Raw genomic sequence first — 17119 nt, 5'->3', positions numbered from 1 at the left:
TCGGTTCTTTCATTTTTACATAGGTTTAAATAGAACGAAGGTCTGTTACGAAGATGGTGTCGACGCCCTAAACGGGCTTTTTCCATTTCTACTACAGTATTAATGGCAGTAGTTTCTATATACAATTGTTGGTGTCAACGCCCTAAACGGGCTTTTTCCATTTCTACGCTAAAGTAAAAGAGGCAAAAGAAGAATTAAAGAAATTAGGTGTCAACGCCCTAAACGGGCTTTTTCCATTTCTACTGAGTACAATCGTGAACATAACGAAGACTACAGATTTGTGTCAACGCCCTAAACGGGCTTTTTCCATTTCTACTAGAAATGACAAGTTTCTATTGCTTTATTATAGGTATGTGTCAACGCCCTAAACGGGCTTTTTCCATTTCTACACAAGCGTATTCTTAAGAGTATTAGACAAAGAAATGTGTCAACGCCCTAAACGGGCTTTTTCCATTTCTACCACCTCATGAAAATAATCATGATGCATAAATAATCAAGGTGTCAACGCCCTAAACGGGCTTTTTCCATTTCTACGGCTCACGAGGTAATGGAAGAAATCAAATCAGGTGTAAAAGTGTCAACGCCCTAAACGGGCTTTTTCCATTTCTACCTGATAATGCATGTGTATACGGTAATGCAAAAATGTGTCAACGCCCTAAACGGGCTTTTTCCATTTCTACTGTTCCGAACACGAGATTGCGATTTATTTCGCATATCGTGTGTCAACGCCCTAAACGGGCTTTTATCATTTCTACGGTACCTGCTGAGAACCCGCATAAACACTGGCTTTGCAGGCTCATTTTTGCAGGTATTTGTTTGAAAATTCTGAAATCAAGCATTTTTTGCTCATTTTCTGGCATGTTCACAGTTTATTCATATTTTCAGTTAATTTTCCAGCCGCTACCATATAAACATTATACTTTAGCCTCCAGTAAAATGAAAGTCACATTTCTTATATTTGTCTCTACTTCATATCTCCAACCTCTTTCATCTATCTTGAATTAATGCTGTTTACAAACACAAGGTAACATGCAAAGTCCCCAATCTTTTTCCGATATAGCTTGTCTTCTTCTTCATATCCCAGCTTGTCTCGCCATCCGGTATCTCTCCCCTGCATTTTCAGATAACGTGCCAGCATATTAAATTTAATAATCACAGAATCATGACAGGCCGTCCTTCCGAAATCGCGTTCCGCCTTTTTCTCTCGATCCAGCAGACACCACTCTGCTCTTATGCCCGCATATCGCACCGCTGTTTGTATTAACTCCTCATACAATTCTTTGCCATCCATATCGCCGGAAATATCTGTCAGAATCATATCATGCAGTTCCTGCATCTCTTCAAATGTAAGACTCTTCGGTTTTGTTAAATACTCATTAAATGTACTGTAAATCATCTTATCCTCCATTCACACAATAATTCGTTTCTACTTTTTCTTTATATAGTCCTTTACACTTCTGAGCAAAGTAAGCTTAATATTTTCATATACGGAGCCAAAGAATTCTTTCTCACAAATACTCCGTCATCAGAATGCATATCTCCTTTTGTGGGAATGCACAGGCTGAAACACTCCACGTTATGTCCATCATACTCCCAAGATTCATCTGGTTCTGTCTCCTGTCCAATCACATATCTCTCCGGAATATATGACGGAATCTCATACAGATCCGATGGCACAAATCTCCATGGATATCCGGTTTCGGCTGAAAGTCGTGAGGCAATCTTTCCTATCATATCAGACTAGAAATTATTTTCAATAGTAAACGCACAGCCCCACCCCATATCAGTCGCATCCAGAACAATTACTTTTATCTTTTTATGCAATTTTCGAAAGAATGCTGCGACATCCGCTGCTCCATTTGAATCCTCTTCCTCATCACCTGTAAATACAACCGCAACATTCATTGCCAATGCATCCTCAAGCATAAGGCTGACTGCCATCGCATTAGTCGAGGAATTATCAAATGTTCCTTTCATCAGGTCATTGTCATAGTCTTTTGAAAAACATTTTGTAATCTGCCTCTAACAATCTACATGACTGGATACTACGATAAGCTCATCCGGAAGCCTTGAAAGCGGTACTTTTGAATACAAATGAAATAGCCCATTTGCATTAATACGCCGGTAGCTGCTGTTCCTATTTTTGTAAGTAGATAGTTGAAATGAGACTCTTTACTATTTTCCATAATCTTTATTTTACACTGTCTCCATATTCGAAAACATTAAAACAACAACCCTGTTTAAATAACCCTGACTTATAATTTTCACCTTATATAGTAGATCCGAGAATACTTTTCCAGATTTATCAGAGCATAGCAGGCACTCTAATAACCTAAACGGCTGTTCTCATTTCATATCGTTTCTAAAAAACAATACTTAAAGCAAAGTTGCGGCAATGCCCTAAACGGGCTTCTTTCATTTCTACAAAACAAGGAAAGAATTAGGAAAATAATAATTTATTTGAGGGTGTCAACGCCCTGAACGGGCTTCTTTGATTTCTACTTCATCAAGCTAACTGGCATCGGTTCTCTGTAAACAGGTGTCAACGCCCTGAACGGGCTTCTTTGATTTCTACCTGATAGTAATCTAAAAGAGTATGGCGGCTTAATAGAAGGTGTCAACGCCCTGAACGGGCTTCTTTGATTTCTACAGACGTGGTGGTTACTTAGATATGAGGGGTATGAAGGTGTGTCAACGCCCTGAACGGGCTTCTTTGATTTCTACAAATAAGAAATCAAAGAAAAGGAGAAATGAATTATGTGTCAACGCCCTGAACGGGCTTCTTTGATTTCTACTCAGATTTAGATGATGTGGAAGCACATTATTTAATGCGGTGTCAACGCCCTGAACGGGCTTCTTTGATTTCTACAGACTCTATCGGTTGTTGGAATAGTTACCTTATGTGTGTCAACGCCCTGAACGGGCTTCTTTGATTTCTACGGTACCCTCTCAGAGCCCGCATAAATACTGACTTTGCAGGCTCATTTTTGCAGATATTTATCTGAAAATTCTGAAATCAGGCGTTTTTTGCTCATTTTCTGGCATGTTCACAATTTGTTCATATTTGGAGGAAGGCGCCTGCTTGCCACAACATAAATATTATACCCAATCTGCCAATAAAATGAAAGCTACATTGCTTATATTTTATCATTTGTCCTTCTCTTTATATTACGGCTTGTCTCTCCATCCGGAATCTCTTCCATATACTTTCAGTCAATAGACCGGTATACTCCTCTTTGTACTTATACCTCTGTAAATCCCACTGTAGCTTACACTTTTTGACAAATGTTCGAGAACTATTGGCATGCTGCAGCACTCGCGTTCCTCATAACATAATCAAAAGTACTGCAGCTGCCCAGATATTAGTCATACTGCTAATATTATAACTATTCCTATACCTGCTTTACTCCGCCAGTCTGCACTGGTTTGCCACCCATTTGCCGTTTAAATTCTTAGGAATAAATGTAACAGAACGCCCCTTTTTCAAATCCTCTGCCTGAATATCCGGATTATATGCATTGAGCGTAATCCTGTAATCCGTATTATCTTCTCCGGTAATATACCCGAAATTCTGGTCTGTTCTGAAGAATTTTACCCTGCCCGCAACTCGGGATGCCTTTTCACCCTTACATCTATTTTGGAAATTTCCTGAAGAGTCAGAGGGTCCCGAACCTGATTTATTCCATCTGCCTCTCAAAGTCAGTCTTTGATCAACTGGTTCCGGTAGAGTACGCAGCCTGTCTGCATTTTTCCGATTATTTGCAAACCAGGTATATATATATTCATTGCCTTTTTTGTCCAACTCTCTTGGATACATAACCGGAACACCTTTAGGTATAGACCGGGTATCACACATAATTAATAGATTTTTAACCGCTCCCTGATCAAGATTTTTTCCCTGCTTTGTGTTAATATCTTTATAGCCTTTTCTATCAAGACTTACCTCTATAGAATTCCCTTCCATTGATACATTACGGATAACTTTCTCTGTTACTATAAGCTTAGTACTTCCATACCCAAATGGTTTTGCATGTCCAAGCTTATGCTGTCTTGTGCTGTCTTTTCGGTTCTCACCTAAAGTAACGACCCATACCAGGTTTTGAAGCTGTTCTTCCGTAATTTCATCAAAATATATTTGAAATTCAAACGAACCGCTCATTGCTTCCATCGTCGAATTCATCTTGCCTTTAGGCGCGTCCGCAGCCACCGAACTATGCCAGTACATCTTTCTTCCTCTGGGTGTTGCATTTCCTAGATCATGATACTCCGTATGGGCTTTGCCATTGCAATCCAATACTTTTTCACCATAAAAGTCGAAATTCCAATACGTCACCTGTTGCCCCTTCGGTTTCCTTAGATAAAACTCAAAAGCTGACGTCCTTGGCTCGCCAAGTATCTGCAAAGTATGTATTTCACTTTTTAGACTGCCAACAGGTTTCGCGTCTGTAATACGAATATGTCCTTTCAGCCCCTTTCCTCTTGTTGTTCCAAACAGCAGACATGCCGGGCAAAGACGGTCAGTATTATCACAAGGTACATGCACTCCCATTATTTCTTCCCACTTTCTTCTCTGGGCAATCCGACCAATAGAAGAGTTGGACAAATATACGAGCGTTTCATTTCCCCGCTTTACCATAAAATAGTATACAGGAATTTTATTGTCGTTCCCCGCTTTTGCCCGTTCTAAGGCGTTTTGAAGATTTTTATTTGGTATCTTATTCCGGTTTTTCAACGCCCGCGGGCGATCCTGCAAAGCTGACTTAAGAGCTCTGTAGGGTTCCTCATTTCTAATCCTATCCGGTGTACCGTCTTCTCTCGTAAAATCCCATGTATAGATCCTTTCGTTTTCCTGCAGATAAGCAATGTGATAATCGTCTTTTGTATTTACAGGTATATTATACTGAAGCCAGCCATGATTAGCAATAAAGTCTCCATTCTTTTCTGTAACTCTCTGTCCATTCTTATACTCTAGATATGTTTCTTCTACTTGTTTTGATTCTTTTACTTGTACTGCAACTTTTTCAGCATAGGTACTGTATAATACCCATCGGCGTTCCCCGCTGCCAGTAATAGTCTCCTCATACGCCAGCAATCCTCTTTTCTGCAATGACCCGAAAGTAGGAACGCGCTGGCTGATTGGCTTATCATCCAGAAGAAATGCTGTACAGCTGTCTGTAACAGCCTCATATACACTGCGCAGCATTCCACGGAGCTCGCTGCCAGGAATCACCGGCTCGTCCCCTGTTTCTCCGGGAGCTCTCAAAAAGCCGTACTCTTTATGCAGGTTTTTCTTTTCGTCATCACTTGGATTATCAATATATCTGTTCTTATTGATATCCCAATATTTCGGATGTACCCCATCCGGAACAATAAGCGGTGTCTTTGTATCGAGCGCTACTGTAAGCCAGCCGCTGACCAAATGCGACTCTCCGCGATAGACAGATTCTCTGGATTTTCGTCTTTCTTCAATTGTCGAACCAAACGGAATGAAGTTATATGGGTTAACAAATAACTGATTACTCATACTTTCTCACTTCCTTTCTCCACAGCATTTCGCTCTACAAATCCTTTCAGACGGTAATCAGCGATCTTTGCCATTCCGTTTTTGTCATAAATGAGATAACAGATTACCTCAGAACTGTCTGCGTTCATATCTGCAGGGAGTACATATTTCCCGCCAACTGTGGTATAAAGGACAAGATTGCCATACTGATCTGTCGGATTTCCCATCTTTTCACACTTATCGTGATTAATATCAAGGGTCTGATACTGAACGATATAATACTTCTGCGAAACATCCTGCTCTGATGCGATTCTCCACTGAAAACTTTCACCGATACAGCTCCTGCTAAAATAGATTTCCTGCTCGTCCGAAAAAATCCGAAGCTCCAAAAGCTTTTCCAGGTTTAATATACTGAGTTCTTCTTTATTTGCATGGCCCGCCTGAAAAAAATTCGTTCCATAAGCAAGGAATAAAAAATCTCCTGAAAATCTTTGCAGTAACTCAGAACTTAAATCTATTGTCTGAACAGAGCCGCTCTCCTTGATCCACATACATTCATTCATAAAAATTCCTCCAGAAAATGACTGTTATTTTCCTTAATCTGACGGGTCATATCCTTACCATCCACGGTTAGATGCATAACACTGCATCTTCCGTGTCCTGTTCCTGACGCTCCGCCAAAACTCAGAAGTCCAAGCTCCAGATCGATCAGGGAAACTGCCAACAACTGTATCTGAAATTTGTTCCATTTATTTCGGTCTATTACAATTTCCAGTTTTCCATGCCCTCCCTGCCAAAGCCTGCTTGTAAAAAGAGCTGTATTCCGCGGAGCCTGAGTAAATCGGTCTACCGCATTTCGAGTGAGAGAATACGGAGCCCCTCCGCTAATCACTGTCTCTCCAAAACGAATTGACGAACGTATATGTTCACCTTCTTTTTCTTCCATCCCAAACAAACGGTTTATTTCAACGGTTCTGTTTTTTTCCGTGCTGTCCATGTTAAGCTGTCTCAAAAGTGCCTGCATATGATGTCTGAAAGTCCCTGCCCATGAAGTACCGGGAATAACCGGCTTTTCTTCCAAATTAGACAGCGGGACGGAGTCCGGTACGCTGCCATCGCTAAATACCTCCGCCCGTGCAGTATTTACCCGAACAGAAAAACTTCCTTTTATTTTTATATCTGCACATATCTTAATATATGCATTTTTCTGAGACTCGGCAGTAATATCTGTCCCATTTACAAATGATTCTTCATCCAACGGGTCAAATTTCATCCATTCTTCTATATCTTCCGGAAATTGATAATCTATCCTTTTTACAGTCACAGCCATATTTCCATATCCTCTGGTCGTTCTCGCACCGAAAGAAATTCCATCAAATACCAGACTTTTCATTAATGGATCCAGGCCATCTGCGATTTCTTTCTGATAATCTCCTTCCTCCCCGGTCCACTCCAGTACAGAATAGTAAGGCATCTCTGTCTCTGTCACCTGAAAATCATATTTATTTCCCTGGACTGTCATCCCCCATTCATCAAGACGTATTCCATCACGAACGGTAATCTTATAATCAGATGCAGATGCTGTCCCCGGTCCAACAGCATCACTGACCAGCACATGACTCTCCGAAATAGTATCTTCCGAAATATCTCCAAACATTTCATTTACATCTTCTTCTGATAAGGTCGGGATTGTATTCATACACAAATTCCTAAGTACACCCGCAACACTGCTTCCCGGAATAAACGGGCATCCTTTACCATCGATCATAAGATCACTGTCAGTGATCTCATTTTCTCCACTGCCTATTCGAAGCGGAGACTTCTGGTACATTTTTAACTGATAATATACTTTTTTCAATGAAATCTCCTACCTTTCCTTTTTATAATGCTGTTTATGAAGAATAATCTCCAGAGGAACTTTCCAGCTTTTCAAAAGAACATCCTGTGCCTCAGGGAAGCTGCTGATTTCTTTCCATAAAGCGTCATCTTCACCCAGAATCTTTTTCAATGAGAGCGTATTCTTTCCGGTGTGCGAATAAATTCCTCTGACCAGATTCTCACTGACCTTTTTTCTGCCGTTTTCATTCTCACTGCTGATATCACTCTCCTTAATCGTTCCGATCATTCGAAGAAAATCCTGATAATCTTCCGCCTGAGAAAGCATCAGCCTCAGACGTCCGACCGGAATTTTCTCATCCTGGACACTGTAATCCAGCGCATATCTCCGCATTGCCTCAAGTCCGGCTGATACTAACAATTTTGTATATATCTCCCGGGTATATCTGCAATCCTCTTTAGGCTCAATATAATCAATATTTCCCTCTCTCACAGAAACTGCTTCCTGCATTTTTTCCTCAGTCATAACATAACATACTCCGAATCCTTCCTGTGCAAATCCTCCTGTTCGGATTATAGATGGAACACTTTCTCCAGATGCTTCAAAGCAGTAAACACTTCCGGCTCTCACAACAGGAACATGCGGTTTCTGAAGCTTCCATGTCGACTGATAACCACCGATTGTATGGTAACGGCAGTAATCCGTCCGGCCATCTGGTATCTTATCCTTAAGTCCTAGTTTATCTGCCAGTACGCTGCGTATTTTATCTGCATCTGTTATGTATTTTCCTTCTTGCTGTATGGCAAGATCCGACTTTAATATAACATACACCGCTTCACCTTTTGCAGTGCTAATACATTCCTCTCCGCAGGGTTCCACATTTACAATTTCTTTCAGAGAGCAGGAAGCATATTGCGTACTTCTGCTGCGCCCAAAACGCAAGTCAGCCCGGCTTAGAATAGTAAGCACTTTTTTTATCATCTCTTTCGTACAGATCACAGTCCCCCCATAGATCATTCCGGCATCAATAGATTCCTGCATATACAGCATTTTCTCTTCACTTTCTGATGAATCAGGAGAAGATAACTTATCCTGAAAGGTTCCATGGACTGCATGGTGATAAACTGTATGAATAGCAGGCTCTGCCACTGCAAATCCGACTTTGGTCTTATCCTCCGGTGTAAAGAAAGAAGCAAACGCACTGTCCATTGTTTTTGGCTTCAGTCCTTTCCAGTCTGTATCTTTCTGCGCCAGACTATTGATCAGACGGCCATTATCATTTTTAAGCTTTACCAACATCATTGGCGCAGGATCAGAAATCCCTCCATCAATAACCGGAGTGAGTGCCGACCAGCAAACATCACCATTCTGGAAAAGTGAATCAAAAAATTTATCATCTGCATTTCCTGTACGCAGATAATTTCCTGCAAGGCATCCAATCACGCTTCTTGCCGGTATGGACGTATTAAGCTCGCCACATCCCGGCAGAGTAACCGGTGCATCTAATGAAATATGATAAGAAATCTTCACTTTATCTTCTGAATTCATTTCTTTCAGAGTCTTCTCAAATTTCTCGGGGATCTCATGTTCTTCTGGAATCTCTTCTTTAGAAGAATCATCAGCAGTGGAATCATCATTCCAAACCATTATTTTCACGTTGCCGAGTCCTCGATTTCGAGAAGTCCCAATATGTCTGGTCGCTTTACAGCAATCTATCAAAAAATCTCGCAACGTTGAATCTTCTGTGTTCAGGTATAATGGGGCATAGAATTCCATCTCTTTGCTGTTTTTCAAATCAAAAGGATCATAATGGCTGATCACTCTTGTAAACCTCAGGGAGTTATCCACTTTAACTCCATCCTCCAATTTTGTCTGTCCTCTAACCCTTGAAAACATACGTCCGACATTTGCAGGATGTGCCATTCGTTTTACTATGTCCGGTATCGCCCCTTCACATTTTTCTATATTCCGGTCGTCTGCCGGTATTTTTTTTGTCAGGAATTCACGGATAGTTTCCGCTCCCCTCATGACTGCATCCTGAAGAAACAGACATCCTTCATTTCCATATGCATCTCCGAATATTCTGCGGGTTTTCTCTGACGCCTCCGGATACTCCATCTTCTCCATATCGCGTGCTGACTGTTTTAGGCAACCCTTCAGCCGCCTTGCCGGAATATACGGAAGTCCTGCCTCATCCATACATACATCCGTATCTACAGCATTTCCTACACTTTCTCCATTTCCAGCACACAAGTCGGACCGAAGCACTATTTTCAAATATTCCATCTATCACCCCTCCTTAAACCACAGATCATACACTTCTGAAAAATCATAAAGCATTTTTAACAACTGTTCCTGATCCGAATATTTCTCCTTTATTGTGTTCTCCAGACCTTTATGGTGTCCATTAACCCGAACCAACTCCTGTCTGCCACAGGACAAACTATCTTCGAATTCATTTCCGATTGTTTTAATATCACTTCTTGACACATGATATTCGTTCAACAAGCTGTTCAGTTCTGTTAGTCTGTCATAATGAAGAATGTTCCCGGCTTCTCCTCCTGCGATCAGCCACGGACGGGCAATACATCGTTCTGTCCCCTGACGCTTTCTTACACTGTCAAGATCTCCTCCGATTCCATTATGTATATAATGAAAATCCAGCCAGCCTTCTTCAATTATCTTATTCTGTCTTCCGTGTACTTTTTTCTTCGCATTTTCACATGCCTGCTCAGCCATAGAATATACTCTTGAAAACGGATAGTGACTGTGGAAAATACAAATACCTGCACACGAGCTGTACATCCATTCTGACATATTTTTTTTCTGATAATCCTGCACTGATTTCAGATATGCCTGTACATATTCCATTGCAAACCGTGCATTACATACAAATGTCATATCATCTCCATCTGTAATAATTTTTCGGAACAGAAAAGCTCCTTCTTCATATTTTCCTTTATATTTCTCTTGCAGGGTATCTCTGCACTTTTCTAATGCCTGCACTCCCTGAACCGAAAACGCATCTGCCGTTATTTCTGTAAACTCTCTCATTTTTGATATGCAGGTGTCATAATCCGTTTTTCCTTCCAGCATTTTCGAAATTTTAATTCCCATATTATTTCCATCTGCATGGATAACTGCCAGAAGACTTTCTTCTCCTTTACCGATTATCATATTATCCAGAATCTGCACCTCCGGATCTTCTCTGCTGATTTCCTGCCCTCGTTTACGTTTGACCTGTGCTTCTGCAGTAAGCCGAACTAATCCATCCTCATATTTCTCTACACAAGAATATGGCTGAAACGTATTACGATCCATCATCGAAAAAGGCAGAATGAAATCACTTTGGCCGGTTATCATTCGTTTTTTTCCCTGTCCGCTTCCTGCATCAGACATGTATAATCATGCTGATAGTCTCCTGTATACTCACTGCATACAGCCATTGGAATCAGACCCGGATATTTCTTTAACAGATAATATGAAAACGCCTTATTCACTTTTATAAAACTATCATGTGAATCGAAAAGTATTGTTTCATTTCCCCCTCCCCGAAACAATTCGACCATGTGGAGCGTGTTTGTTCTAAACGCTTCTGCTATTTCAGATATATGAAATTCTTTCTGATCTGCAAGCCGCAGCGTCTTCTTTCCAGGAACGCCGCTCTGTTCAAATAATTTCTCTGCCTGCTCAAACAAAATGTCCCAGCTTCGTGTGATATTATCCGATGCGCCGATAATCTCTGTTACACGATTCGAGCGAAATATGTATTCTTGCTTTGATCGAATCGTATACTGTGCTAAAACGTATGTCATATTGTTTCCTCCCTGATAATACTCTTCTCTGGTAATGCATGCTTTATTCTTGTAAATACTTGGACATATACAGCGCCACTATTAATTATTATATCTTAACTTACCATTTTTCAAAATAATATTATTGCTATTTTCTAATATTTTTTGTTATTTACTGGCATAAATATTTTTTCATTTATTCCTATAAATATGGTATATCCCAAACCCAAAGCTCGTATTCTTCCCCATATGTGTCAATTCTCCCGCAATCAGATAATCCAGGCACTCTTCGGGCATAGTATTGAATGTCACGGTTCCTGATATTCCCCGCAGCGCCATACGGGAATCCTGAGTTCCCGAATAACGTCTCACAGTTTTCGGGCTGGCCGACTGTGTCCTGATCTCTGGATATGCTGAAAATTCCGGTACATCCGCCTCATTCCCGATATAATAATTAAGCATCTGTATTCTTCTGGCAGTTCCCTTTACAAGTGCTTCCCCATAAAATTGTTCCATATATTCCTGCTGATATTTCATACTCAGCGGTGTAATAAACGTAAGTCTCCAGTCTCCCGTCCCCCGCAGCAGCTTTTCTTTTCTTTTTTTGATATAGCCGCCTACGGTGTCTATACAATATCGGCTCATGTCTACCTCGTTATCCCGTACGATAGTCCTTCCCTGAGTATTACGCACTTCACAAATCCGAAAACGCGCTTTATCTTTTCCCAGACCGGTCATTCCCAGCTGACAGAGCGCCTGAAGATAAAGATTGAAAAATACAACGCTGTCTCCGAACAGGGTCAGCGTAAATTCAAATCGGCCGCCTTTCTTAAAGTATGTATGGGTGTCTGTACATTCGATCAGATACCCCACACTTTCCGGACTTGTCACATAGGAAGGTTTTTTCTCCATGGCAGAATAGAATGTATGGCTTACAACGCATGCTTTTCTGAACCTGCATGTTTCACATTTCCAGTCTGTTACACAATTCTGTCTGAGCAGCATCTCTCCCATTCCGCCGCGCAGTGCGGCTGTCTTAGTCTCGGGCATGCGCGCACTGCTTAATAACTCTGCATGAAAGCCAAGCCTGATGTAAGGTATATCGAATGTTATTGTATGTTCCATCGCCATCTCCTTTTCGGGGAATATCAGAATTCCCTGAATCCTTCAAAACTGTAAAGCGCTTTCTTCTGTGTGCTTCCGTCATCATTTATTATTTCTTCCGTTCTTCTTCTGCTGCACGCAGCAAGTACTGTGATACCTTTTTCCTTCAGTCTACTGATGATCGCATATGTGAGAGTGAACTCTCCCTGGCACATAACTGCCGCTGCATTGTACTGATCAATTTCTCCGCATATCCGTTCAGCCTCAGCATTCACTTGTGCATTCGTCCAGCCCGGATCTACTTCGGGGAAACGGATATCCACGATCCTTCCGTATTCTTCCGCCGCTTTTTTCTGCTCTGCGCACCATGTTTCTGACGGGTGATTGGAACAGTTAATAAATACCTTTTCTCTATGGATTGATTTTGCAATTTCAACGAATTTCTCACCATGAGTGGCAAAAAAATTCAGTATGCGATCTGACGCCGTTCTTCCGTTCTTATTCTTGCCAAAACCGGAATGATATCTGATTTCAAAATGTTCCTCTTTTCCGGCTCCAATCCAGAATGACATACAAGCTTTCAATACAGTCAGTTCATCCAGCTCATTTATGAACACTGGAAGTCCGTTCATTCCTTTCTTTTCCAGCTCTTCCATTCTTTTGACCTGTATCTTAAGCTCACACAACGCCTTATAAACTTCTTTGGAGAGATCATCCGGCAGAATTTCCACAATTTTCAACGTTCCGATTACCTTCTGAACCCGCTGCGCCTCTGTCTGAATTTTCACTGCTGTCTTATAGGGCTTCCGGATTTTATGAATGTTCATTTCCACACTTTCATGTATCTCGTTACTGAGAGACAAGAAAATGGAATCTTCGTTTTTCTCTTTTTTTATATCGATCAGCATCTTCTCAAGTACTGATTCTATATCTTTTTTATACTGTATAACATCGCTCCCAGATACTTCCTGGAAAAGAATGTGTGCACCGATATTACGGATATTTCTTCTGATACTGTCATATGCCTTTCCGAAATCCGTCCTGTTCTTATCTTCCATGAGCAGCTGTTTTACAGGCTCTCGTATCAGATACTCCTGTATAATGGTCATTTCGTCAAGTTCGGAAAACCGCTCCAAGAGGTATGTGGTAACTCCCTCCATTGCCGCGATCGCAGAACTTCCGATCCGCCCTTCATCGTAAAACCACTCTGCCAATCTCAGAGTAAGATTGCTGTATTTAAACCGCTCCCGGATTCCTTCCCCTGAGAACCTTTCTTCAAACTCTTCTCCAATATCCTGAAGCATGACCACAGCCTGACGCGGCAGCTTCCCGCTTTCAGGAAATTTATCCAGGCTGTCATCCAGATCCTTCATGCTCCGCATGATGCCGATCGTATCTTCCAGAACCTTAAGATTGTGCGCATTGGCAGCATATTCAAACATTTCAAATACGGTCCTCAGATCCGGATAATCAGCATCGCCTGTTCCAATATTCCACTCCTCCTTTTCTCGGAAAATATTGATCAATTCCCTGACTGACCCCATGTTGTGGAATTCATTGATCGCATTGATCCAATGCATCAGGTCTGTGATCTGATCCAGATCGACAAGCGGGGCATACAATTTTTCTCCCCCGCCGTACTGTCCCTTCGCATCTGCCATACCGTAATACATATAGATCCTATAATTCTCCCTGCGGATCCGTGTCAGATAGCTTGCAAAACTGTAGATATACATAGGCAGAGATCGGAAGCCGTTGGATACGTCTAGATACAGGTCAATTTCCGGTCTTACTAAGCGTTCCGTATCTTCCTGATCTGTTTGTGACGGACCTATTTCTCCAGTTTCATAATAATACTCTGCCACTATGCTCTCCAGCCCAGTCTGAAGAAGTGTAAAGTTCTTCTTTATTTCTTCGTCGTCAATGCCCTTTTCCAGAATGAGGATTCGTATCTGCGTATGACAGCTCAGCTTTTTTTGGATGATACCTGTCAGGAGATGCTCGACAGCCTGCTTTACTTTGTCATTTTCAGCAATAATATCAATAGGTATCCCGGCGCCTCTGCCCTCTCCCTCGATCCGGATAGGAGCCTTTTCTCCAATTTCTTTTCGCTTAAGCTCCTCTCTGGTTATCTCTTCTCCGGCTTCCTCCTTCAGCCTCTCAATAACCTCGATTAAGTGCTCATCCGTTATAGGACCGGTCTCAACTTCACCTGCCTCAGAGTTCCTGAGGAAATAGCTGCAGAGCGATCCCCAGTATGATGTCGATGTTCCAATCAAAAGCAGAGTATCTATATCTGTATCTTTTTTATACTGAAGCTCATGTAAAACTGCCTCGAATGTATAACCTGTCTGATATGCGGCCAGATTATCTATCTTATACTGATGTACATCAGCCGATGATATTCTTTCGTGCAAAACTGCGTAATTCGTGTTTAAATAGGTTCCTCTCCCAATCTGCGCGATCAGCATAGATTTGTTCTTTTTTTCAGCTATCGCCATCATAAGCTCTCCTCCCTGCATAAAATCAAATTTTTCCTGAAACTTCATTTTGAATATATGAAATGCCATATTCTATTCTTCTGATATTTTATCATGTTATTGATATTATTTCATTAAGCCTATAGTTGCATCTCTTTAATTAGTTGCTGTCTGGCTGCTCCTGTGATATCCTTTTCTATAGAAGGATTTATAGGAGGATTTCAATGTATAGAGACATTTTTACCAATAAATTGAATGTAGAGATGATTTTAATGCTAACTTTGCATGCGAGTTACACTAAAGTTCTGTTTTGAACGTAAAAAGTCGCTTAAAGCCTTATTTTACGCGATTTTTGCTTGCCAAACCTCCGATTTAGTGATATAATTTTGGTGTAACGGTTACACTAAAAAGGAGGACTGCATGTACTACAATTTCGTTGTCCAGATCCCCTCGGAAAAAGGGAAAATCCTGACCAAGGCTAAGGGCGGATCTTCCTATGTGCTCTTCCAGTACGGGGCAGAATATAAGCCTGATAAGAAGTATGCCATACCCAAAAGGACGATCATCGGGAAGGTTGATCCTTCCGATCCAACAAAGATGTTTCCTAACGAGAAGTTTCAGCAGTACTTTCCTGAAGCGATGCTTCCCGAAGAACTGCCTGAGACGTATAGAAGCTGTTGTCTCAGAATAGGTCCTTATGTGGTGATCCGTTATGTCCTGAACGAGTATAAGCTTCCAAAACTTCTGGAAAAATGGTTTCCTGAGGACTGTGGTCTTTTTATGGATCTTTTATCCTATCTTATAGTGGAAGAGGATAACGCCGGACAGCACTATCCCGACTATGCTTTTTGCCACCCTTTGTTCTCGGATGGTATGAGGATATACAGCGATTCAAAGGTATGCCGGTTCTTCTCTTCCGTCACTAAGGAACAGATGATAGGGTTTCTTGACGACTGGAATAAAAGAAGGGATCATAAGCAAAGGATATATATTTCATATGACTCCTCAAATAAAAACTGTAATGCCGGTGACATAGATCTCATAGAGTATGGCAAAGCAAAGGATAATAAGGGTATTCCTATCTTTAACCTTGCCATAGCCTTTGATAAGACCAACCGGGTGCCTCTGTTTTATGAGGAATATCCCGGCTCCATAACGGATGTCTCCCAGTTTGTGCATATGGTGGATAAGGTGACGGAGTATGGCTATAAAAAGGTAGGCTTCATACTTGACCGCGGTTACTTTAGCAAAGACAACATACGCTACATGGAGGAAGGCGGATATGCCTTCGTTATAATGGTAAAAGGCCGTAAAGCCCTGGTGTCGTCCCTTGTAGAAGAAAACCGCGGCACATTTGAAACTGAGCGCGACCATTCCATCAGAGCCTATCACGTCTACGGTAAGACTGTGAAAGCCAGGTTATATGAGGATGATACGCAGGACAGATACTTCCATATCTACTTCAATCCTTCCAAACATGCGGCTGAAAGGGAACGCCTGGAGCTTACGCTGGACAGATTTAAGATATATATGGACAAGCACATCGGAGATGTGGTTACCTCATCAAAGGCATGTCAGGAGTATTTTACCCTTAAGTATGACAAAGCAGGTCATCTTGTCGGCTACAGCGAGCGAAAAGATGTCATAAAGCGTGAACTGGATCTCTGCGGTTACTTTTGCATCGTCACCTCCGAGGAGATGACGGCCTCCCAGGCGCTTATCCACTACAAAGGCAGAGATGTTTCTGAAAAGCTCTTCAGCACGGACAAATCCTTTATCGGGTCCAAAAGCATGAGGGTCCAGACCACACAGGCCCTGTCAGCGAAGATATTTGTTGAGTTTATCGCCCTTATCGTTCGCAACAGGATGTATAACCTGCTCAAGGAGACCATGCTCAGGCTTGAAACAAAGCCAAACTACATGACCGTTCCCGCTGCTCTCAGAGAACTTGAGAAGATCGAGATGGTAAGGCGGGGCAATGGCCATTACCGCCTGGATCATGCCGTTACGAAAAAACAAAAAACGATACTTAGCGCATTCGGCCTGTCTGATACAGATGTCAAAAGCATAGCGATAGAAATAGGCAGTCAGTTATCAGGCAATCAAACACCTACAGACAAAGCGCCCGAGGAGGATGACGATTATGGCGAGGACACGTTCACTATCATCGATTGAGACTGAGATCTCAAAGGTAACAGCTGAACTTCAAAAGGCTCAGGAGAAGGTTGACGAGCTTACCCAAAGGCTGCTTGAACTCCAGGAACAGAAGCAGTCCATAGAGGCAAAACAGATCATGAATGCCTTCCGCAGGAGCGGTAAAAGTATGCAGGAGCTTATGACGTTTCTCGAAGTGTGAGGAGCGTCAGAAGACCTTTAGTGTAACTTTTTTGCAAAGTTAGCA

General features: G+C 41.7%; 13 protein-coding genes and 2 CRISPR repeat arrays. Of the genes, 2 read left to right on the top strand and 11 right to left on the bottom strand.

The window, feature by feature from the left end:
- Nucleotides 1–56: 56 nt before the first annotated feature.
- A CRISPR array of direct repeats spans nt 57–755; the repeat unit is 36 nt; unit sequence GTGTCAACGCCCTAAACGGGCTTTTTCCATTTCTAC.
- Nucleotides 756–991: 236 nt separating this feature from the next.
- The 11 genes from B5G33_RS08590 to B5G33_RS08540 all read right to left on the bottom strand — a co-directional run bounded on the left by B5G33_RS08590 (nt 992) and on the right by B5G33_RS08540 (nt 14787).
- Nucleotides 992–1396, bottom strand: a complete 405-nt coding sequence (locus B5G33_RS08590) for a hypothetical protein (protein WP_087417346.1) — start codon at nt 1394–1396, stop codon at nt 992–994.
- A gap of 53 nt (nt 1397–1449) precedes the next feature.
- Complete coding sequence (locus tag B5G33_RS21635; RefSeq protein ID WP_204247354.1) at nt 1450–1734, bottom strand: hypothetical protein; 285 nt, start codon at nt 1732–1734, stop codon at nt 1450–1452.
- Between the two features lie 6 nt (nt 1735–1740).
- Nucleotides 1741–1977: a hypothetical protein gene (locus B5G33_RS08580; RefSeq protein WP_087417344.1), complete on the bottom strand. Its 237-nt coding sequence runs from the start codon at nt 1975–1977 to the stop codon at nt 1741–1743.
- Nucleotides 1978–2389: 412 nt separating this feature from the next.
- Nucleotides 2390–2940: a CRISPR direct-repeat array (repeat unit 36 nt; unit sequence GTGTCAACGCCCTGAACGGGCTTCTTTGATTTCTAC).
- 463 nt (nt 2941–3403) lie between these two features.
- On the bottom strand, nt 3404–5524 hold the full coding sequence (locus tag B5G33_RS08575) for a TIGR03986 family type III CRISPR-associated RAMP protein (RefSeq protein ID WP_087417343.1): 2121 nt from the start codon (nt 5522–5524) through the stop codon (nt 3404–3406).
- Nucleotides 5521–6066: a type III-D CRISPR-associated protein Csx19 gene (gene csx19 / locus B5G33_RS08570; protein ID WP_087417342.1), complete on the bottom strand. Its 546-nt coding sequence runs from the start codon at nt 6064–6066 to the stop codon at nt 5521–5523. Before csx19 ends, B5G33_RS08575 begins: the two co-directional genes overlap by 4 nt.
- The gene (locus tag B5G33_RS08565; RefSeq protein WP_087417341.1) at nt 6063–7361 is read right to left on the bottom strand and encodes an RAMP superfamily CRISPR-associated protein; all 1299 of its coding nucleotides are present in this window, start codon (nt 7359–7361) and stop codon (nt 6063–6065) included. The genes csx19 and B5G33_RS08565 overlap by 4 nt, the downstream gene beginning before the upstream one ends.
- Before the next feature lie 9 nt (nt 7362–7370).
- Nucleotides 7371–9626 (bottom strand): RAMP superfamily CRISPR-associated protein, encoded by a 2256-nt coding sequence (locus B5G33_RS08560; protein ID WP_087417340.1) that lies wholly within the window; start codon nt 9624–9626, stop codon nt 7371–7373.
- A gap of 3 nt (nt 9627–9629) precedes the next feature.
- The gene (locus B5G33_RS08555; RefSeq protein ID WP_204247353.1) at nt 9630–10664 is read right to left on the bottom strand and encodes a Cas10/Cmr2 second palm domain-containing protein; all 1035 of its coding nucleotides are present in this window, start codon (nt 10662–10664) and stop codon (nt 9630–9632) included.
- Between the two features lie 35 nt (nt 10665–10699).
- Complete coding sequence (locus tag B5G33_RS08550) at nt 10700–11155, bottom strand: hypothetical protein (RefSeq protein WP_087417338.1); 456 nt, start codon at nt 11153–11155, stop codon at nt 10700–10702.
- A gap of 171 nt (nt 11156–11326) precedes the next feature.
- The gene (gene cas6 / locus B5G33_RS08545; RefSeq protein WP_158229593.1) at nt 11327–12259 is read right to left on the bottom strand and encodes a CRISPR system precrRNA processing endoribonuclease RAMP protein Cas6; all 933 of its coding nucleotides are present in this window, start codon (nt 12257–12259) and stop codon (nt 11327–11329) included.
- Between the two features lie 23 nt (nt 12260–12282).
- Nucleotides 12283–14787 carry a TM1812 family CRISPR-associated protein gene (locus B5G33_RS08540; protein WP_204247352.1) on the bottom strand — a complete coding sequence of 835 codons (2505 nt, stop codon included), beginning with the start codon at nt 14785–14787 and terminating at the stop codon, nt 12283–12285.
- Between the two features lie 351 nt (nt 14788–15138).
- On the opposite strand from B5G33_RS08540, the gene B5G33_RS08535 reads away from it, so the two are divergent.
- Together B5G33_RS08535 and B5G33_RS08530 are read left to right on the top strand one after the other, a co-directional pair.
- Nucleotides 15139–16893, top strand: coding sequence for an IS1634 family transposase (locus B5G33_RS08535; RefSeq protein ID WP_242974611.1), 1755 nt, complete (start codon nt 15139–15141; stop codon nt 16891–16893).
- Entirely contained in the window at nt 16862–17074 is a 213-nt protein-coding gene (locus B5G33_RS08530; protein ID WP_158229591.1) for a DUF4315 family protein, read from the top strand. Before B5G33_RS08535 ends, B5G33_RS08530 begins: the two co-directional genes overlap by 32 nt.
- Nucleotides 17075–17119 lie beyond the last annotated feature (45 nt).

Origin of the sequence: Blautia sp. An81 (assembly GCF_002161285.1) — a bacterium.
Taxonomy (GTDB): Bacteria; Bacillota; Clostridia; order Lachnospirales; family Lachnospiraceae; genus Blautia; species Blautia ornithocaccae.
Note: the sequence above shows the minus strand (reverse complement) of the source record. Positions and strands in the feature narration are given on the sequence as shown.